Here is a 17,792-nt window from a genome sequence, read left to right on the forward strand (position 1 = left end):
ACAGCCTGGATCCGGTCAGCGAACTCGTCTCCTCGCTCCTGTCGCACCGGACGCGCAACGCGGAGTCGGGCCGGGCCTTCAAGGCGTTGCGCGCGCGCTTCCCGGATTGGAACGCGATGATCGACGCGGATGTGCCGGAGATCGAGGCCGCCATCGCGGGCGTGACCTGGCCGGAGCTGAAGGCGCCGCGCATCCGCGACGTGCTGCGGGCCCTGCGCGACCGTCGCGGCAGCCTCGACCTCGCCTTCCTGGCCGACATGGAGGTCGAGGCCGCGCGGGCGTGGCTGCAGGCGATCCCGGGGGTCGGCCCCAAGACCAGCGCGGCGGTCTTGTCGTTCTCTACCCTGCGGATGCCTGCGCTGCCGGTCGACAGCCACCATCACCGGGTTGCCCAGCGCCTGGGGTTGATCGGCCCGCGCGTCGATGTCGGCCCCGCGCACCCGATCCTGCGGGCGCAACTCCCCGACGACTGGAGCGCGCAGGATCTCTACGACAACCACGAGATCCTGATGCTGCATGGCCAGAACGTCTGCCATCATCACCGCCCGGCCTGCGGGCGCTGCGTCCTGGTCGATCTCTGCCCGAGCGCGAAAGTGTCGACGCGGGAGCCGTGAACGCATCCTTGACCGGTCCAGCCCACGGGTGCGAGTAACCTTCGCCCGGCTGGCGCGGAGCCCCGGTCTTATCTTGCTCAGGATCGGCGCCGATGGCCGCGTTCACCGAATTGGTCTTCTCGGGCGTCCAGCCCACCGGCAATCTGCATCTCGGCAATTACCTTGGGGCGGTGAAGCGCTTCGTTGAGATGCAGGAGCGCGACGCGCAGTGCCTCTACTGCGTGGTCGATATGCACGCGATCACCGTCTGGCAGGATCCCGAAGCCCTGCGCGGCCAGATCCGCGAGGTCACGGCCGCGTTCCTGGCCGCCGGCATCGACCCGAAACGCTCGATCGTGTTCAACCAGAGCCAGGTGCCGCAACACGCCGAGCTCGCCTGGGTGTTCAACTGCGTCGCCCGCCTCGGCTGGCTGAACCGCATGACCCAGTTCAAGGAGAAGGCCGGCAAGGATCGGGAGAACGCCTCGATCGGGCTCTACGACTACCCGGTGCTGATGGCGGCCGACATCCTGGCCTACCGGGCGACGCATGTGCCGGTCGGCGAGGACCAGAAGCAGCACTTGGAGCTGACCCGGGACATCGCCCAGAAGTTCAACACCGATTTCGGATCCTCGATTGCGGCGCACGGCCACGGCGACGCGTTCTTTCCGATCACGGAGCCGCTGATCGGCGGCCCGGCCGCCCGGGTCATGTCGCTGCGCGACGGCACCAAGAAGATGTCGAAGTCGGACCCGTCCGACAACGCCCGCATCAATCTCACCGACGAGGCCGATACGATCGCCCAGAAGATCCGCCGGGCGAAGACGGATTCCGAGCCCCTGCCCTCCGAGGTGGATGGCCTGAAGGAGCGGCCGGAGGCCGACAACCTCGTGGGGATCTACGCGGCGCTCGCCGGGATCACCCGCGAGGACGTGCTGCGCGATTTCGGCGGGGCGCAATTCTCGACCTTCAAGCCGGCGCTCGCCGACCTCGCGGTGACGAGCCTCGGGCCGATCGCCGGGGAGATGCGCCGCCTCACGGCCGATCCGGGCCATATCGATGCGGTCCTGGCCGACGGCAGCAATCGGGCCGAGACCATCGCGGCGCAGACGCTGGATGCCGTCAAGGATATCGTCGGCTTCGTCCGGCGCGGTCCGAGCCTTCAGGCGGTGCGGTGACCGTCCGGGCGCTGGTCTTCGACGTCTTCGGGACGCTGGTCGACTGGCGCTCCGGAATCGCCCGTGAGGCTGCGCGGCTGCTCGCGCCTATCGCGCCGAACCTCGATGCCGGAGCCTTCGCGGATGCCTGGCGCGCCCGCTACAACCCCTCGATGGAGACGGTGCGCTCCGGCGCCCGGCCCTACGTCGACCTCGACACGCTCCAGGCGGAATCCCTGCCCGACGTGCTGGCGCAGTTCGGCATCGCGGGCGTGTCGGACGATGTGCAGCGCGAACTGGTCCAGGCGTGGCACCGACTCGATGCGTGGCCCGATGTGCCGGACGCGCTGCGGCGCTTACGTGAAAAACACCTCCTGGCGCCGAATTCGAATGGGCCTGTCCGGCTGATGGCCGACCTCGCCCGCCGCAACGGCCTGATCTTCGACGCGGTGCTCGGGGCCGGTTATTCGCGCGACTACAAGCCGAAGCCGGCGCTCTACCGCGATGCGGTCGCGGCCTTCGGCTTCGCGGCCGGAGAGACCATGATGGTCGCCGCCCATTCGAACGATCTCGCATCGGCCGCGAGCCACGGTCTCGCCACCGCCCACATCGCCCGCCCGCAGGAGCACGGCCCGGCCGGCGGCGAGACCGCGCCGACGGTACCGGTCACCTACGCGGCGCGGGACTTGGCGGATCTCGCCGACCAGCTCGGCTGCTGAGGCTCGTCCACGGAGGGTTTGCGATGGCCGATTGGAACCCCGCCCTCTACACCCGCTTCGAAGACGAGCGGACCCGCCCCGCCGCCGAACTGCTCGCCCGCGTGCCCCTCGACGCGCCGCTTCTGGCCTATGATCTCGGCTGCGGACCCGGCAATTCCACTGCGTTGATCACCGCGCGCTTTCCCGACGCCGAGGTGATCGGCCTCGACACCTCGCCCGCCATGCTGGAGAGCGCCCGCGCCCGCCTGCCCGATCTCACGTTCGCGCAGGCCGATGCCGCGACCTGGGTGCCCGAGCGCGGGCCGGACCTGATCTACGCCAACGCCGTGCTGCAATGGCTGCCGGACCACGCGACCCTGCTGCCGCGGCTGCTCGGTCTCCTCGCCCCGGGCGGCGTGCTCGCCGTGCAGATGCCCGACAATCTTGCCGAGCCCACGCATCGCCTGATGCGGGAAGTCGCGGCCGCAGGCCCCTGGGCGGCGGCGATCGGCGATCCCGCCGTGGCCGGGCGCCTCGGGCGGATGCTCGATCCAGCCGCCTATTACGACCTCCTGGCACCCCACGCAGATGCAGTCGATGTCTGGTGTACCACCTATCACCACGGGATGGCGGATGCCGCCGCCATCGTCGACTGGGTCAGCGCGACGGGCCTGCGCCCCTTCCTCGACCCGCTGAACGCCGCGGACAAGGCCGGCTTCCTGGCCGCCTACCAATCCGCCATCGACGGGGCCTATCCGCCCCGCAGCGACGGACGGCGACTGCTCGCCTTCCCGCGGGTATTCATGGTGGCGCGCCGGGCGGGTTAGCGGATCAGGCCTCGCCGCGGGCGACGAGCGCCTCGTACTCGGAGACCTCCAGCTTGCCCTCCTGGGCGACGCGGGCCTTGTCGGCGTCGCTGATCACGTCGCCCGCGAGGTCGAGGCGCTTCCAGGCGGCGAGCGGGGTCTCGCGGCCGGGCCGCGGCACGTACTTGTTCTGCTCGAGCTTCTGGTACTTGTGGATGTAGCGCGGGCAATTGACCCAGATCTTCGTCACCGCGACCTTCACCAGGTATTTCGCCTCGGTGTACTCGGCCATCAGGGCGTCGTCGCGCAGCAGCGTCGCGTGGCCCTGCACGCGGATGCGGTGGGGCGTCTCGAAATCGATGAACAGCAGGCCAACCTTGGCCTGCCCCTCGATGTTGCCCATCGAGTAGAACATGCCGTTGCCGTCGAAGCCGGGGAAGACGAGCGTGTTGGCGTCGAGCACCTTCACGAAGCCCGTGGGGCCGCCCTTGTAGGAAACGGTCGGCATCCCATCCGGGTCGACGGTCGAGAGGAAGAACATGTCGCGGGAGCCGATGAAGGCGGCCTCGTCCGGCTGGACGCTCTCGTGAACCCAATCTTCATCGAGCCGCACGGCGAGCTTGGTGGTGCCGAACTCCTCCTGCAACGCCCGGTGCGCGTCGGAATAGAGCGATGCCATGGGTGTCCTCTCCGCTTGCCGGTCCTCGTATGGGCGGGACCGCCGCGGGGCTTATGGCCGGGAAGCGCAGCCTTGGGCAACCTGCAACGCGAAAGGCCGGCCACGCCTTCGCGTGACCGGCCCCTCAAGGCTGCGGCCGAGCCAAGCCCGGCCGCAAAAATCCCGAATTAATTGCGGGTCTTGTCGACCAGCGCCTTCTCGGAGATCCACGGCATCATGCCGCGGAGCTTGGCGCCGACCTCCTCGATCGGGTGGGCGGCGAGCTTGGCGCGGGTCGCCTTGAACGAGGTCTGGTTGACCTTGTTCTCCAGCATCCAGTTGCGGGTGAAGGTGCCCGATTGGATGTCGTTCAGCACGCGCTTCATCTCGGCCTTGGTCTCGGGCGTGACGATGCGCGGGCCGGTGACGTACTCGCCGTACTCGGCCGTGTTGGAGATCGAGTAGTTCATGTTGGCGATGCCGCCCTCGTAGATGAGGTCGACGATCAGCTTCACCTCGTGCAGGCACTCGAAATAGGCCATCTCGGGGGCGTAGCCCGCCTCGACCAGGGTCTCAAAGCCGGCCTTGATCAGCTCGACCAAGCCGCCGCACAGCACGGCCTGCTCGCCGAACAGGTCGGTCTCGCACTCTTCCTTGAAGGTGGTCTCGATGATGCCGGCGCGGCCGCCGCCATTGGCCGAGGCGTACGACAGGCCCAGGTCATGGGCGTTGCCCGACGCGTCCTGCGCGATGGCGATCAAGGTCGGAACGCCGCCGCCGCGGAGGTACTCGGAGCGCACGGTGTGGCCGGGGCCCTTCGGGGCGACCATCAGGACGTCGAGGTCCTTGCGGGGCTCGATCAGGTTGAAGTGGACGTTGAGGCCGTGGGCGAACAGCAGCGCGGCGCCCTGCTTCATGTTGCCTTCGAGCGACTCACGATAGATGTCGCCCTGCAGCTCGTCCGGGGTGAGCATCATCACCACGTCGGCCCACTTGGCGGCCTCGGCCACCGACAGGACCTTGAAGCCCTCGTGCTCGGCCTTCTTGGCGGTGGCGGAACCCTCGCGGAGCGCGATGACGATGTCCTTCACGCCGGAATCGCGCAGGTTGAGCGCGTGGGCATGGCCCTGGCTGCCGTAGCCGACGATGGCGACCTTCTTGCCCTTGATCAGGTTCAGGTCGGCGTCGCGATCGTAATACACCCGCATGTCTGTCTCCTTTTAAGTTTGGTGGTTCGGTTCGGGTTTGACCTGGCCGTAGAGGGCCAGGAACTGGTCCACGGCGCGGTCCGCATCGCGCCGGATCTCATCTCCGCAGAGGTCGAGCGCCTCGCCGAGCAGAAGTCGGATCTGAATATCGCGGCCGACGAGGCCGAAGAAGGTGCGGAAGGCGGCCTCGCTGTCGGCGAAGGCCAGAAGCCCCACCGCGCGCCCCGCCTCCAGCACCGGTTTCACCCGCTCGCCGATGGCGAAGCGCCCGTTCGCCAGGACGATACCGCCGAGATTGCTCTTGTGCGACCCGGCATGCGCGATCGCGATGCGGTTCAGCGCGACCGAGGTCGGGCCGGTGATCACCTCCAGCCACGTCACGGCGAAATCCTGCAGGCGCTCCCGCAGGGTCGCGCCGTCGAGCACCTGCGCGGTGTCGTACCCGGCATGGACCCGGGAGGCCTGCCAGCGCACCGTCGCGGTCAGCAATCCGTCGCGGTCGCCGAACCACTTGTAGAGCGTCTCCTTCGAGCAGCTCGCCCGGCGCGCCACGGCGTCCATGGTGAGCTGGTCCCGGTCCTCCACCATGAGGCCGAGCACGGCATCCAGCACCGCCTGCTGGCGGGCCGATGGCGCGTCCTGCTCTGCTGTGGGGCTGGGTTGCATCGTCTCGAAATGGCGTACCGTACCGTACGGTACGCGCTTTAGGCCGATTCGTTGGTCGCGGCAAGTCGGTGCCGCGACCGTTGAGGCTCAGCGCGGCAGCGGCAACCCTTCGCGGGCGAAGACGGCCTGCACGGCCGGGCGCTCGGCAACGCGGCGGGCATGGGCGGTCCAGGCCGGGAAGCGGCCGGCCATGTCGAACCGGAGCGTCGGGCCGTTCGCCCAGAACCAGAAGACCATCAGGTAGGCATCGACCACGCTGAACCGGTCGCCCACCGCCCAGCCGCCGTGCGAGAGGCGCACCTCGGTCATGGTGGCGAGATCCGCGTAGGTGTTGGCGGCCTTGGCCTTGATGCCGTCGAAGGCGCTCTCATCCTCGCTGTAGCGCTCCGGGCGGCGGACATGGGCGTAGGTGACGTGGTGGTTGCAGGCGAGCCAGCCGAGCCACTCGTCGGCGGCCCCCTGCTCGCGCAGATCCGTGGGCCACAAAGCCTTCTCGGGCACCGAGCGGGCGACATGGCGCAGGATGGCCGCGCATTCGGTCAGCACCCACGCGTCCTCGGTCAGCGCCGGCACGCGACCGCGATCGTTGATGGATAGATATTCCGGCCGCCGCTGGTCGCCCGCGGCGAGGTCGAGCTTCACGCCCTCGTAGGGCAGCCCGGATTCCTCCAGGATGATGTGGGCGGCCAGCGAGCAGGCGCCGGGGGCGTAGTAGAGGGTGCGAGCCATGCGGTCGGTCATCCTTCGATCAGGGAAGCGGGTTGAATCCGAGCAGGTTCGCGAGCTTCTGGCGAACGGCGTCGAGCGTTTCGAGCGAGACACGATCGATGCGGCGGAAACCGCGTGCGGCGCGATCGACGTTCCGGATCTGATCGGTCAGGACCGCACCGGAAATCGCCAAACCTTGCGGAAGCATGATTTTTGTCGGCCAGGGATCGACGTTGCGTGTCACCGGGCAAACGATGGCGGTCGCGTTCCGCGCGTGGAAATCGCGGGTTGTCAGAACGAGGGCAGGTCGAACACCGGATTGTTCGCGGCCGAGCGTCGGCCGGAAATCCACCCACACGAGATCCCCGGCCTCCGGCAATTCTCGAGGGTCATGTCCAGTCGTCATGGATGATCTCGGCGCCGACATCCGGCCCCCAATCCACGACGGGAGGGCGATAGGCTGGCCCGAGCCGATCCATCTCGGCGATCATGTCCTGCAGTGTCTCCCTGCGCCGACGCGGCAGGATCTCGACGGTCTGCCCATCCGTCAGACCGTGCCGATCGCCCTCGTTCGCAGGGATCCGAATCACGAATTCGTCGCCGGTGCGCGTGAGCTTGGCTTCCATGAGAGCTTCTCCCACTCTCCCGGCATCATAGTCCAATCGGCCGGATCCTACAGCGGCTCCGCCCCGCGCCCCATCGCGGAGATGCCGGTCCGGCAGATCTCCACCAGCCCGATCACGCTCATCAGGCGCACGAACCGGTCGATCTCCTCGGTGGCGCCGGTCAGTTCGAACACGAAGGAGTTGAGCGTGGCATCGAGCGTCTTGGCGCCGAAGGCGGCGGCCAGCCGTAGGGCCTCGCTCCGGTGCTCGCCCTCCCCCTTCACCTTCACGAGGCAGATCTCGCGCTCCAGCGCGTTGCCCTGGAGCGTCAGGTCCACCACCCGGTGCACCGGCACCAGCCGGTCGAGCTGCGCCTTGATCTGCTCGATCACGGCGTTCGTTCCGGTGGTCACGATGGTGACGCGCGAGATGTGGCGCGCCTCCTCGGTCTCGGAGACCGTCAGGCTCTCGATGTTGTAGCCCCGGCCGGAGAACAGGCCCGAGATGCGGGCGAGCACGCCGGGCTCGTTGTCGACGATCACCGCCAGGGTGTGCCGGTTCACCGGCTCGACGCGGCCGGCATCGGGGTAGTGGGTGTTCATCGCGTTCATGGCCGGCCTCGTCCTCGTCTGGGTTTCCGAAGGACGTGCCCTTCGGCGGGGTGTCGGAGCAGGCCCCCGACGCATCGGGCGAAGCCCGACAGCAGGGCTCCGCCCTTCACCCGCAAAAGGTCTCGACCTTTTGAAACCAGGTTATTGCAGATCAATCCTGGGATCTCAGTCCCTTACACCAGCATCTTGCCTTCCTCGGAGATCACGTCGCCGAGTTCGACGCCGGTCTCACCGAGGTAGTCGGACAGGAGCATCTCGTTGTGCGCCTTGCCCGACGGGATCATCGGGAAGCAATTCTCGGTCTTGTCGACGATGCAGTCGAAGATCACCGGGCCGTCATAGGCCAGCATCTCCGCGATGGCGCCGTCGAGGTCGCCCGGCTTGTCGCAGCGCATGCCCTTGGCGCCGTAGGCCTCCGCGAGCTTCACGAAGTCCGGCAGGCTCTCCGAGTAGCTCTGCGAGTAGCGCGAGCCGTGCAGCAATTCCTGCCACTGCCGGACCATGCCCATGTACTCGTTGTTTAGGATGAACACCTTGATCGGCAGGCGGTACTGAACCGCCGTCGACATCTCCTGCATGTTCATCAGGATCGAGGCCTCGCCGGCGATGTCGATCACCAGCCCGTCCGGATGGGCGAGCTGCGTGCCGATCGCGGCCGGCAGGCCGTAACCCATCGTGCCGAGCCCGCCCGAGGTCATCCAGCGGTTCGGCTCGTCGTACTTGAAGTACTGGGCGGCCCACATCTGGTGCTGGCCGACCTCCGTGGTGATGTAGGTCTCGCGGCTCTTGCAGGCCTCGTAGAGCCGCTGGACCGCGTATTGCGGCTTGATGATCGTGCCCGAGGGCCAGTAGGCGAGGCAGTCCCGCGCCTTCCAGGTCTTGATCTTCTGCAGCCACGGCTCGAGGTTCGACGCGTCGGGCCGCGACGGCAGGGCGCGCCATGCCTCCAGCATATCGGCGAGCACCGAGGCGCAATCGCCGACGATCCCGACATCGACCTTGACCACCTTGTTGATCGAGGAGGCGTCGACGTCGATGTGGATCTTCTTGGAGAACGGCGAGAACGCGTCGAGCCGGCCGGTGATCCGGTCGTCGAACCGGGCGCCGACGCAGATCATCACGTCGCATTCGTGCATCGCGAGGTTGGCCTCGTAGGTCCCGTGCATGCCGAGCATGCCCAGGAACTTCTCGTCCGTGCCCGGATAGGCGCCGAGCCCCATCAGGGTCGAGGTGACCGGAAAGCCGGTCTCGCGGACGAGCTCGCGCAGCAGGCGCGAGGCTTCCGGGCCGGAATTGATCACGCCGCCGCCCGTGTAGAAGACCGGCCGGCGGGCGGTCGCCATCAAGTCGACGGCCGCCCGGATCCGGTCGGAATCGCCCTTCACGGCCGGACGGTAGGTCTTGTGGCTCGCGATCTCCGGGCGCTCGTAGAGGCCGGAGGCGAACTGGATGTCCTTGGGCAGGTCGACCACGACCGGGCCGGGCCGGCCGTTGGCCGCGACGTAGAACGCCTCGTGCAGGATGCGCGGCAGGTCGTCGATCGATTTGACCAGGTAATTGTGCTTCGTGCAGTGGCGCGTGATGCCGACCGTGTCGCATTCCTGGAACGCGTCGGTGCCGATCAGATGGGTCGGGACCTGGCCGGTGATGCAGACCAGCGGGATCGAATCCAGCATCGCGTCGGTCAGGCCGGTGACGATGTTGGTCGCGCCCGGGCCGGAGGTAACGAGGACGCAGCCGACCTTGCCGGAGGAGCGGGCATAGCCCTCGGCGGCGTGGACGGCGCCCTGCTCGTGGCGCACGAGGATGTGCTTGACGGCGTTCTGATGGAACAGCGCGTCGTAGATCGGAAGTACGGCGCCGCCCGGATACCCGAACAGCGTATCGACACCCTGATCCTGGAAGGCCCGGATGACCATCTCGGCCCCGGTCATGACCTCGCCGCCCATGCTCGTCTCCTCGCGCTCTCCGGAACCACGGCGATCCGCGATCGCCGCCCGGCCCCGTCCTCTCTCCCCGCACCCTCGTCTGATGAAGCAGTGTCCGCCTCGCCCGAAGGTGCCTTTCGCCTCGGATAACCGTCCGTGTCAGTTTCGTCCGCCGGGCCGCGGGCAACAAAAAAGGGCCCCGAGGGACCCTGCATGCGCCACCGCCCGGATTGCGGCCCTAGCTCAGGGCCGCCCCGTCGGTGACGCTACCGCTACAATAAGGACCGTGGTCATCGGATATCCGAACCTGCCCCGCGACGGCCACATGATCCGGAACTGGCTCATGGTCGACGTGCAGGGTGTCGGGCCTATTAGCGGAGAGCGTCGGGCGGGTCAACGCATCCGTGCCCGTTATCGTATCGGCTTGGTCGACGTGCCACGCCCTCAGTTCAGAGGCGGCGGGTACCGCCGGACCCAGTTGCTCGCCGCGTCGTAGGCGCCGCCGAGCTGCAGGCAGGCGAGTTCGCCGTGGTTCGGCCCGACGATCTGGATGCCGGTGGGCAATCCGGCCGCGCCGAATCCGGCCGGCACATCGAGCGCGGGCAGGCCCGCCATGGTGACCGGGATCACGGTCTGCATCCAGCGATGGTAGGTATCCATCTGCCGCCCGCCGACCGTCTCGGGCCAGCGCAGGTCCTTGTCGAACGGGAAGACCTGCGTCGTTGGCATCACGAGGAAGTCGTAGGCCTCCATGAAGCGGCGCAGGGTCTCGTACCAGCGCGTGCGACCTTCCAGCGCCGCGATGATCCGGTCGGCGCTGAGCGCCAGCCCCCGCTCGACCTCCCAGGCGGCCTCCGGCTTCAGCAGCGCCCGGTGGCGGGGCTCGTCGTAGAAGGGGCGAAGCGCCGCCGCCACGGTGAGCGCCCGCAGCACCAGCCAATCCTGCCACAGCTGCTCCATGTCGTAGCGTGGCACCGCCTCCTCGACGGTGCAGCCGATCTCCACGAAGGTGGTCAGAGCCGAGCGCCCGAGTTCGAGCACACCGGGATCGAACGGGATCTGGCCGCCGCAATCGCCGAGCCACGCGATGCGGGTGCCGCTGAAATCCCGGGCGCGCAGGCTCGCGAAGGCGGACGGATCCTGGCGGATCGCATTCGGGCAGCGCGGGTCGTAACCCGCCTGGACGGAGAGCATCAGGCCGATATCGGCGGGCGTCCGCCCGATCGCGCCGAGCACCGCGAGCCCGGGGCTGAACACGTCCTTGGCCTCGGCGGGAATCCGGCCCCAACTCGGGCGCAGGCCGTAGCAATTGTTGAAGGCCGGCGGGTTGCGCAGCGATCCGGCATGGTCGCTGCCGTCGGCGACCGGCTGCATCCGCAGCGCCACCGCGACGGCGGCACCGCCGCTCGACCCACCCGCGCTCTTCGTCAGATCATAGGGATTGGCCGTGGTGCCGTAGACCGGGTTGAAGCTGTGCGAGCCGAGGCCGAATTCGGGGATGTTGGTCTTTCCAATGAAGATCGCCCCGGCGGCGCGCAGGCGCGCCACCATGATCGAATCGGTCTCGGCGATCCGGTCCGCGAAGATCGGCGAGCCTTGCGTGAACCGCAGGCCGCGCACCGGATCGAGATCCTTCACGGCGAGCGGGAAGCCGTGCAGCGGCCCGACCGCAGCGCCGCGCGCCAGGGCGGCATCGGCAGCCTCGGCCTCCCGCAGGAGCGCCGCGTCGTCGGCCAGGGCCACGATGGCGTTGACCTGCGGGTTGAGCCGATGGATCCGGTCCAGATAGGCGCGCATCACCTCCACGCAGGAGACCACCCGGCCGCGTATGGCGGCGGCGAGGTCCACCGCGCCCATGGCGGTGATGCCGTCCGGTCGCGTGTCCTGCATCGTCAGGTCTCCAGATCGGTGAGGATGGCCACCGGAGGGATGAGCGTTGGCAAGCCCCTCATTGCCACTTAGGTTAAAGGGTGTTGCCGACGAGCGAGCAAGACATGTCGCGTGCTTCCACCGCCGGATCCGCACGTGCAAAGGTACGCAACGATCGTGCGCGGCTCCGTGCTCAAGGACTGAGACCCATACAGATCTGGGCGCCTGACGCGCGCGCACCCGGGTTCAAAGCCGAGGCGCAACGCCAATCTTGCGCCATCGCCGCCAGCACGCGCGAGCCGGAGGATCAGGCCTTCATCGATGCCGTGTCCGATCGAGACGATGAATGAGGCGGGGTGCGATCTGGACGGTCGCCGGCGGAAAGGATTATGCGGGCAAACCACGCCCGGCCGAAAACCGATCTGAGTACCGTATTGGACAGCTGGACGATGTGGATCGCCTGCAGCCTAACCGAACGATCCTTCTTCCTTGGCCAGGCAGCGGCGCCGTAGCTATGGCCAACGACCTGCGGACTGCCACCGGCCAAGGTAGCGTCCTCTGTCTCCGGAACATCCGTACGGCCCCCTCGGCCCGGATTATAAGTATCGGCTGAACACCAGCGCCGCGTTGACGCCTCCGAAGCCGAAGGCGTTCGAGAGCACGTGCTTCACGGGCCAGGGCCGTGAAGCGGCCTCGACCAGATCGAACCCCGCCGCCTCCGGCATCGGCTCCTCGATGTTGAGGCCCGGCGGAAGGACCTGATGCTGGAGCGCGAGCGTGGAGAACACGGCCTCGATCGCCCCGGCAGCGCCCAGCATATGGCCCGTCGCCGATTTGGTCGAACTGATCGGGACACCGCCGCCGGCCGGCCCGAACAGCGCCGTCAGGGCGGCGAGTTCGGCCGCGTCGCCGACGGGCGTCGAGGTCGCGTGGGCGTTGACGTAGCTGACGTCGGCCGCTGGGAGCCCCGCGTTCGCGAGGGCGATCTCCATCGCGCGGGCGGCTTCCCGCCCGTCCGGCCAGCCCGACGTTACGTGATGGGCATCCGTGGTGGTGCCGTAGCCCGACAGAACCGCCAGTGGACGGGCACCCCGCCGCTCGGCGTGGCCGAGGCGCTCGATCACCAGCATGGCCGCGCCCTCCGAAAGCACGAAGCCATCATGCTCGCGGTCGAACGGACGGGACGCGCGGTGCGGCGCATCGTTGAACGCGACGGACAGGGCCTTCGCCGCCGTGAAGCCGCCGATCGCAACGGGATCGACGCACGCCTCCGTCCCGCCGCACAGGGCGATGTCGGCTTCGCCGCTGCGGATCATACGCGCGGCATCGCCGATCGCCTGGGCCGAGGCGGCGCAGGCCGTGGTCGGCGAACCGGCCGGCCCCTGGAAGCCGAACCGGATGGCAATCTGGCCGGCCGCGAGATTGGGCAGGAAGGACGGCACGACGAACGGCGACAGGCGCCGCGCGCCCGAGGTGCGGATGGTCTCGCAGGCGGCGGTGATCGCCGGAACGCCGCCGATGCCCGTGGCGATCACCGTGGCGGTGCGCCGGCGATGCGCCGGATCGTCGGGATGCCAGCCGGCCTGATCGAGCGCTTCCTGCGCGGCGCCCATGGCGTAGTGGATGAACACGTCGTTGCGGCGCAGCTCGCGGGCCTCCATCACCTGCTCGGCATCGAAGCCGCTCGGATCGTCCGATCGCGTGGGGACGAGGCCGGCGATCCGGCATTTCCAATCACCGACATCGAATCGGGTGTTGCGCCGGATCCCGCTCTGCCCGGCTTTCAGCCGATCCCAGGTCGCCGCCACGCCGGAACCCAACGGCGAGACGGCCCCGAGACCCGTGATGACGATCGGCTCTTGCACGACGAAACCCCGCGAAACGCGCCCACTTAGGTGTGCATATACACATCATCGTGGCGGGGCAATGCCGGCGGCGCTTCATTTCCCGCGCGCGAAGTGTTTGACGAGGCGCAGATAGGTATCGGCTTCCGTCTCGTCGAACCCGTCCCGTATGTCTGCCTGGGCGCGTTGCCAAACGTCCAAGAGTTGATCCAGCAGAACGCTCCCGTCCTGGGTCAATCGACACAGGCGTGCACTGGTATCGGTGCCCGCAACACGCTCGACGAGGTTTTTCTGTTCCAACAAATCCAGATTGCGCGTCAGGCTGGTTCGATCGAGCAGGATGCGGCGCGCCAGCACGGCCACGGGCGTCTCCGGATTGAACCGGATCGCCGCCAGGAGCGAGAATTGCTGGACGGTGACGCCGAACGGCTTGAAGGCGGCATCGCCCCGCCGCAACAAGGTGCGGGCCGCCGCGACCGTGTTGAGCACCAGACAGTTCGCGAGCGCATCCGGCAACGACATGGTGCAATCCGATAGCCCGCATCCAAACCGCGAGCGATGGATCCAGGCGCAGCGGCGGATGTCGGTTGTGCCGTTCGACCGGCTTCACCCCCCTGTGTTAGCACGCACAAAGCGAAGTGGCTCAGGGCACCGCGAGGCGGGTGGAGCGCTGCATCGGGATGCTGCCGTGCTCCACCCGCAAGAACGGCGAGGCTGAAATCCTGAAGCCGGGAGGGTGTGCGTTCGCGGCGGTGTGGGCTGCGATCCGACCGGATCAGGCCGTCTTCGTGAAGCGGTTCACGCTCTCGGCGAGGCTGGCGGAATAATCGGCCAGGCTCCCGGCAATGCCGCGGACCGCTTCGGCAAACTGGCCCGTCGCGTTGGCCGCCTGCGAGACGCCGCCGATATTGCCCGACATCTCGTGGGTCGAGACCGCCTGCTCCTCCACGGCGCTCGCCATCGCCAGCGTCAGGTTGGAGAGTTCCGCCACCGCCGCGGTGATCATCTCGATGGCGCTCACCGCCTCGCCGGTCGCGCTCTGGATCGCCGAGACCTGCTGGGTAATCTCCCCGGTCGCCTTCGCGGTCTGCTCGGCCAGCGCCTTGACCTCGCTGGCCACCACCGCGAAGCCGCGTCCGGCCGTGCCGGCACGGGCCGCCTCGATCGTGGCGTTGAGCGCCAGAAGATTGGTCTGGTCGGCAATCGACTTGATCATGCCGACCACCGCGTCGACCTTGCGGGCGTTCTCGGCCAGTTGCCGCATCGTCGCGTCAGTGGTCTCGGCCTGCGTGGCAATCTGTTGAGCCCGCTCGGACACGCGCCCGACCTGGCCGGAAATTTCCTGGATGGCGTTGTTCATCTGCTCCGAGTTCGCCGCCACCGAGGTCGCCTTCTGGCGGGCGGAATCGGCTGACTGTGTCAGTCCCTCGGCCGATTGCTGCATCTCCTGGATCGCCGAGCCGACCGCCTCGACCACCCGCGTGACCTCGGAGGCCATCTGAACCTGTGCCGTGACGATGGACCAGGTTGCCATCGGCCCGATGTAGTTGCCCCGCTCGTCGTTGACGGCCGTGACCTGCAGATCGAGCGTCTCGGGCCCGACCTTGATCTTGGTCCGATGCGGCAGGTGGCTGGCATCCGACAGCATCGTGCGCTGATGCTTGGGATTCATGTGGAACACGTCGAACGAGTGCTCCAGCATGTCATCGACCTTGACCGGAAGATATTGCTCCAGCGGCTTTAGCGTTCTGCGGGATGTTTGATTGAGGTAGTCGAACTGAAAATTGTTACGTGGATCGACGGTCATCACGGCGACCGGCATGTTGTCGATCATCGACATCAGCCGATCGATCTGGTTCTTCTTCGCCGAGATGTCGGAGGCGAACTTCACGACCTTCACGGGTTTTCCGGCCGCGTCCAGGATCGGGTTGTAGGTGGCCTCGAGCCAGATCCGGTCCCCGCCCTTGGCCAGGCGGAGGAACTCGCCGGTGACGTACTGGCCGCCCTTCAGCTTGGTCCAGAACTGAGCGTAGTCTCCGGACTTGGCCTCGGCGTCCTCGACGAAGATGCCGTGATGTTTGTTGATGAGTTCGGCAAGCGTGTACTTCATCACGCGCAGAAAGTTTTCGTTGGCATGAAGAACATGCCCATCCATAGAAAACTCGATGATGGCCAACGATCGATCGAGGGCTTCGATCTTGGCTTGCGCCTCGCTGTAGGTGGATCTCTTGAACATGTCTGAGCCCGCTTGTCTGCGCCGGGAAGAAAGACAGAGGTTCCTTAAACGAGTGCTAAATTTTGCGCCAGAGTCTGCATTCGATATGAGCAAGAAGCCAGTAGCCTATTATCTAATGGTTCGATCGCGTCGTTAGATATGGTAATTGCTTGGCATTGATATTTGCCGCCTAAGAACTCTCAAAAAATTTTCTTTGTTTCCTCAAAACCAGCCTCGCATCCGAAAATAGACAATCGGCGCGAGCGCACTCAAAAGAATGAGTGCAAGGGCGTAGGGATAACCGTAGGCCCAGTCGAGTTCGGGCATGGTCTTGAAGTTCATGCCGTAGATGGATGCGATCAGGGTCGGAGGCACGCCCACCACCGACACGACGGTCAGCACGCGGAAGACGTTGTTCTGCTCGATGTTGATCAGGCCCAAAGCCGCGTCGAGCAGGAACTGAACGTTTTCGGCAAGCCGCGTCTCGAATTCGTCGAGGGAATCGATATCCCGGCTGATCGTGTCGAAGCGACTGTTTTCCGGAAGGCCGAGGGCGTCGCAGGCCGCCGCCACGAACGGGACGATCCGCTCCAGGCCCAGCAGGCTCGCCCGGATCTTGCCCAGGACTTTGCCCCGGTTGCTGATCCCGCGCAGGATCCGACGCAATGCGAGATCCCGACGCCGGGGTGGCGGGCTCTCCAGCCGGCGACGGTCCGCGCCGCGCACGTCGAAATCGAAGATCCGGGTGGACAAGCTGTCGAGTTCAGAGGCCATGTCCTCCAACGAGTCTGCCAAGCTGTCCACCAGCTCTTCCAGGACCACGAGGAAGACCTCGCTCGGCGTCGCGCTGCCGTCCCCGTCGATGATTCGCTTGGCCGCGGATTCGAAGGCGCGCAGTTCATGGAAGCGGACCGTGACGAGGTGATCCTTCGTCAGCAGGAAGCCCAGGGGCTTCAGCTGCGATGCGCTGCGCTCGAAGGTGATCATCGGCGTCGACAGCGACAGGCCGCCCTTCACCCGGCGCAGGCGGCTCGACGTTTCGACCTCCGACAGGGCCTCCCGGGACGGGACGCGCAGCCCGGTCGCGGCCTCGACCGCTTCCGCTTCCTCGGAGGTCGGATCGTTCAGGTCGATCCACACGGCGCTGCGCGCGATCCGGCGGGCGGTCTCGGGCGCCACCGGACCTTCGGGGCCGTGCAGGCTCAGCATCGCGGCGCATTTTCCATGAGCGGGGGGGCAGGCATCGCGTCACCCGAAAGGGTGCGACAGACTTGACACGGAACAGCCCCGCGCCTATCTCGCGGCCGTCTTTGGCACTCGCCGAGACAGAGTGCTAACAGTCGAGTTCGCGGCGGTCCCGGTGGCCGCATCAACGCCAACTCCGGACCTGAAGCAAGAGGGCAGCTCATGAAGTTCCGTCCGCTGCACGACCGCGTGGTCGTCCGTCGCATCGAGAGCGAGGAGAAGACCAAGGGCGGCATCATCATCCCGGACACCGCCAAGGAGAAGCCGCAGGAGGGCGAGATCGTCGCCGTCGGCCCCGGCGCCCGCGACGAGCAGGGCCGTGTCAACGCGCTCGACGTCAAGGCCGGCGACCGCGTCCTGTTCGGCAAGTGGTCCGGCACCGAGGTCAAGATCGACGGTCAGGACCTCCTGATCATGAAGGAATCCGACATCATGGGCGTCGTCGCCCTCTGATCGGACCACCCGTCACCGCCCTTTGAGGCCGTCTGAGGCCTTGGGGTTCAACCAGTAGCGAAGAGGCACACAATGGCAGCGAAAGACGTACGTTTCTCCGCCGACGCCCGCGATAAGATGCTGCGCGGCGTCGACATCCTGGCGGATGCGGTGAAGGTGACGCTCGGCCCGAAGGGCCGCAACGTCGTGATCGAGAAGAGCTTCGGCGCCCCGCGCATCACCAAGGACGGTGTGACGGTCGCCAAGGAGATCGAGCTCTCCGACCGTTTCGAGAACATGGGCGCCCAGATGGTGCGCGAAGTGGCCTCGAAGACCAACGACATCGCGGGTGACGGCACCACCACCGCGACCGTGCTGGCCCAGGCCATCGTCCGCGAGGGCGCGAAGTACGTCGCCGCCGGCATCAACCCGATGGACCTGAAGCGCGGCATCGACCTCGCCACGGCCGCCGCCGTGAAGGACATCATCGCGCGCGCCAAGAAGGTCTCGACCTCCGACGAGGTCGCCCAGGTCGGCACCATCTCGTCG

General features: G+C 67.1%; 20 protein-coding genes. 7 read left to right on the forward strand and 13 right to left on the reverse strand.

Features of this window, described 5'->3' with window-relative positions:
- The 4 genes from OXS49_RS27650 to tam all read left to right on the forward strand — a co-directional run.
- Positions 1-614 (forward strand): Fe-S cluster assembly protein HesB (locus OXS49_RS27650; protein ID WP_267427882.1); only part of this gene is annotated, 614 nt, incomplete at its 5' end.
- A gap of 92 nt (positions 615-706) precedes the next feature.
- Complete coding sequence (gene trpS, locus OXS49_RS27655; protein WP_244004838.1) at positions 707-1,771, forward strand: tryptophan--tRNA ligase; 1,065 nt, start codon at positions 707-709, stop codon at positions 1,769-1,771.
- A complete protein-coding gene (locus OXS49_RS27660) occupies positions 1,768-2,469 on the forward strand; it encodes a haloacid dehalogenase type II (RefSeq protein WP_267427883.1) in 702 nt (233 codons plus the stop codon). The genes trpS and OXS49_RS27660 overlap by 4 nt, the downstream gene beginning before the upstream one ends.
- Positions 2,470-2,492: 23 nt before the next feature.
- Positions 2,493-3,275, forward strand: a complete 783-nt coding sequence (gene tam, locus OXS49_RS27665) for a trans-aconitate 2-methyltransferase (RefSeq protein ID WP_267427884.1) — start codon at positions 2,493-2,495, stop codon at positions 3,273-3,275.
- A 4-nt stretch (positions 3,276-3,279) separates the two neighbouring features.
- Here tam and OXS49_RS27670 read toward each other — a convergent pair whose 3' ends face one another.
- From OXS49_RS27670 to OXS49_RS27710, 9 genes are all read right to left on the reverse strand, one after another.
- Positions 3,280-3,933, reverse strand: coding sequence for a pyridoxamine 5'-phosphate oxidase family protein (locus OXS49_RS27670; RefSeq protein WP_267427885.1), 654 nt, complete (start codon positions 3,931-3,933; stop codon positions 3,280-3,282).
- A 167-nt stretch (positions 3,934-4,100) separates the two neighbouring features.
- Positions 4,101-5,120 carry a ketol-acid reductoisomerase gene (ilvC, locus tag OXS49_RS27675; RefSeq protein ID WP_012322218.1) on the reverse strand — a complete coding sequence of 340 codons (1,020 nt, stop codon included), beginning with the start codon at positions 5,118-5,120 and terminating at the stop codon, positions 4,101-4,103.
- 12 nt (positions 5,121-5,132) lie between these two features.
- Positions 5,133-5,786 (reverse strand): TetR/AcrR family transcriptional regulator C-terminal domain-containing protein, encoded by a 654-nt coding sequence (locus OXS49_RS27680; protein WP_244004846.1) that lies wholly within the window; start codon positions 5,784-5,786, stop codon positions 5,133-5,135.
- 87 nt (positions 5,787-5,873) lie between these two features.
- The gene (locus OXS49_RS27685) at positions 5,874-6,515 is read right to left on the reverse strand and encodes a glutathione S-transferase N-terminal domain-containing protein (RefSeq protein ID WP_244004847.1); all 642 of its coding nucleotides are present in this window, start codon (positions 6,513-6,515) and stop codon (positions 5,874-5,876) included.
- 19 nt (positions 6,516-6,534) lie between these two features.
- On the reverse strand, positions 6,535-6,921 hold the full coding sequence (locus tag OXS49_RS27690; RefSeq protein ID WP_346016974.1) for a type II toxin-antitoxin system PemK/MazF family toxin: 387 nt from the start codon (positions 6,919-6,921) through the stop codon (positions 6,535-6,537).
- A complete protein-coding gene (locus OXS49_RS27695) occupies positions 6,884-7,120 on the reverse strand; it encodes a MazF family transcriptional regulator (RefSeq protein WP_267427888.1) in 237 nt (78 codons plus the stop codon). The genes OXS49_RS27690 and OXS49_RS27695 overlap by 38 nt, the downstream gene beginning before the upstream one ends.
- Positions 7,121-7,167: 47 nt before the next feature.
- Positions 7,168-7,710, reverse strand: coding sequence for an acetolactate synthase small subunit (gene ilvN, locus OXS49_RS27700; RefSeq protein ID WP_243917195.1), 543 nt, complete (start codon positions 7,708-7,710; stop codon positions 7,168-7,170).
- 173 nt (positions 7,711-7,883) lie between these two features.
- Positions 7,884-9,659, reverse strand: coding sequence for an acetolactate synthase 3 large subunit (locus OXS49_RS27705; protein ID WP_244004856.1), 1,776 nt, complete (start codon positions 9,657-9,659; stop codon positions 7,884-7,886).
- 423 nt (positions 9,660-10,082) lie between these two features.
- Positions 10,083-11,528 (reverse strand): amidase, encoded by a 1,446-nt coding sequence (locus OXS49_RS27710; protein WP_267427889.1) that lies wholly within the window; start codon positions 11,526-11,528, stop codon positions 10,083-10,085.
- A gap of 104 nt (positions 11,529-11,632) precedes the next feature.
- Here OXS49_RS27710 and OXS49_RS27715 point away from each other — a divergent pair, with 104 nt between their 5' ends.
- Complete coding sequence (locus tag OXS49_RS27715; protein WP_267427890.1) at positions 11,633-11,857, forward strand: antitoxin MazE family protein; 225 nt, start codon at positions 11,633-11,635, stop codon at positions 11,855-11,857.
- A 246-nt stretch (positions 11,858-12,103) separates the two neighbouring features.
- On the opposite strand, the gene fabF is transcribed toward OXS49_RS27715, so the two are convergent.
- From fabF to OXS49_RS27735, 4 genes are all read right to left on the reverse strand, one after another.
- Complete coding sequence (gene fabF, locus OXS49_RS27720; RefSeq protein ID WP_267427891.1) at positions 12,104-13,372, reverse strand: beta-ketoacyl-ACP synthase II; 1,269 nt, start codon at positions 13,370-13,372, stop codon at positions 12,104-12,106.
- A gap of 75 nt (positions 13,373-13,447) precedes the next feature.
- Positions 13,448-13,873 (reverse strand): MarR family transcriptional regulator, encoded by a 426-nt coding sequence (locus tag OXS49_RS27725; RefSeq protein ID WP_267427892.1) that lies wholly within the window; start codon positions 13,871-13,873, stop codon positions 13,448-13,450.
- Positions 13,874-14,126: 253 nt separating this feature from the next.
- Positions 14,127-15,587, reverse strand: a complete 1,461-nt coding sequence (locus tag OXS49_RS27730; RefSeq protein ID WP_267427893.1) for a methyl-accepting chemotaxis protein — start codon at positions 15,585-15,587, stop codon at positions 14,127-14,129.
- Positions 15,588-15,788: 201 nt separating this feature from the next.
- Positions 15,789-16,775, reverse strand: coding sequence for a CorA family divalent cation transporter (locus OXS49_RS27735; protein ID WP_267427894.1), 987 nt, complete (start codon positions 16,773-16,775; stop codon positions 15,789-15,791).
- Positions 16,776-16,973: 198 nt separating this feature from the next.
- Between OXS49_RS27735 and groES the strand changes: the two genes are divergently transcribed.
- Together groES and OXS49_RS27745 are read left to right on the forward strand one after the other, a co-directional pair.
- On the forward strand, positions 16,974-17,264 hold the full coding sequence (groES, locus tag OXS49_RS27740) for a co-chaperone GroES (protein ID WP_007567860.1): 291 nt from the start codon (positions 16,974-16,976) through the stop codon (positions 17,262-17,264).
- A gap of 72 nt (positions 17,265-17,336) precedes the next feature.
- The coding region (locus OXS49_RS27745; protein ID WP_276082193.1) for a TCP-1/cpn60 chaperonin family protein at positions 17,337-17,792 on the forward strand (456 nt) is incomplete at its 3' end.

Origin of the sequence: Methylobacterium sp. GC_Met_2, from assembly GCF_026540795.1 — a bacterium.
GTDB lineage: Bacteria > Pseudomonadota > Alphaproteobacteria > Rhizobiales > Beijerinckiaceae > Methylobacterium.

Excerpts from the sequence above, each read along its gene's own strand:
- trpS (WP_244004838.1), top strand. The coding sequence starts at position 707 with ATGGCCGCGTTCACCGAATTGGTCTTCTCGGGCGTCCAGCCCACCGGC.
- tam (WP_267427884.1), top strand. The coding sequence starts at position 2,493 with ATGGCCGATTGGAACCCCGCCCTCTACACCCGCTTCGAAGACGAGCGG.
- OXS49_RS27670 (WP_267427885.1), bottom strand. The coding sequence starts at position 3,933 with ATGGCATCGCTCTATTCCGACGCGCACCGGGCGTTGCAGGAGGAGTTC.
- ilvC (WP_012322218.1), bottom strand. The coding sequence starts at position 5,120 with ATGCGGGTGTATTACGATCGCGACGCCGACCTGAACCTGATCAAGGGC.
- OXS49_RS27680 (WP_244004846.1), bottom strand. The coding sequence starts at position 5,786 with ATGCAACCCAGCCCCACAGCAGAGCAGGACGCGCCATCGGCCCGCCAG.
- OXS49_RS27685 (WP_244004847.1), bottom strand. The coding sequence starts at position 6,515 with ATGGCTCGCACCCTCTACTACGCCCCCGGCGCCTGCTCGCTGGCCGCC.
- OXS49_RS27690 (WP_346016974.1), bottom strand. The coding sequence starts at position 6,921 with ATGTCGGCGCCGAGATCATCCATGACGACTGGACATGACCCTCGAGAA.
- OXS49_RS27695 (WP_267427888.1), bottom strand. The coding sequence starts at position 7,120 with ATGGAAGCCAAGCTCACGCGCACCGGCGACGAATTCGTGATTCGGATC.
- ilvN (WP_243917195.1), bottom strand. The coding sequence starts at position 7,710 with ATGAACGCGATGAACACCCACTACCCCGATGCCGGCCGCGTCGAGCCG.
- OXS49_RS27705 (WP_244004856.1), bottom strand. The coding sequence starts at position 9,659 with ATGGGCGGCGAGGTCATGACCGGGGCCGAGATGGTCATCCGGGCCTTC.
- OXS49_RS27710 (WP_267427889.1), bottom strand. The coding sequence starts at position 11,528 with ATGCAGGACACGCGACCGGACGGCATCACCGCCATGGGCGCGGTGGAC.
- OXS49_RS27715 (WP_267427890.1), top strand. The coding sequence starts at position 11,633 with ATGTCGCGTGCTTCCACCGCCGGATCCGCACGTGCAAAGGTACGCAAC.
- OXS49_RS27725 (WP_267427892.1), bottom strand. The coding sequence starts at position 13,873 with ATGTCGTTGCCGGATGCGCTCGCGAACTGTCTGGTGCTCAACACGGTC.
- OXS49_RS27730 (WP_267427893.1), bottom strand. The coding sequence starts at position 15,587 with ATGTTCAAGAGATCCACCTACAGCGAGGCGCAAGCCAAGATCGAAGCC.
- OXS49_RS27735 (WP_267427894.1), bottom strand. The coding sequence starts at position 16,775 with ATGCTGAGCCTGCACGGCCCCGAAGGTCCGGTGGCGCCCGAGACCGCC.
- groES (WP_007567860.1), top strand. The coding sequence starts at position 16,974 with ATGAAGTTCCGTCCGCTGCACGACCGCGTGGTCGTCCGTCGCATCGAG.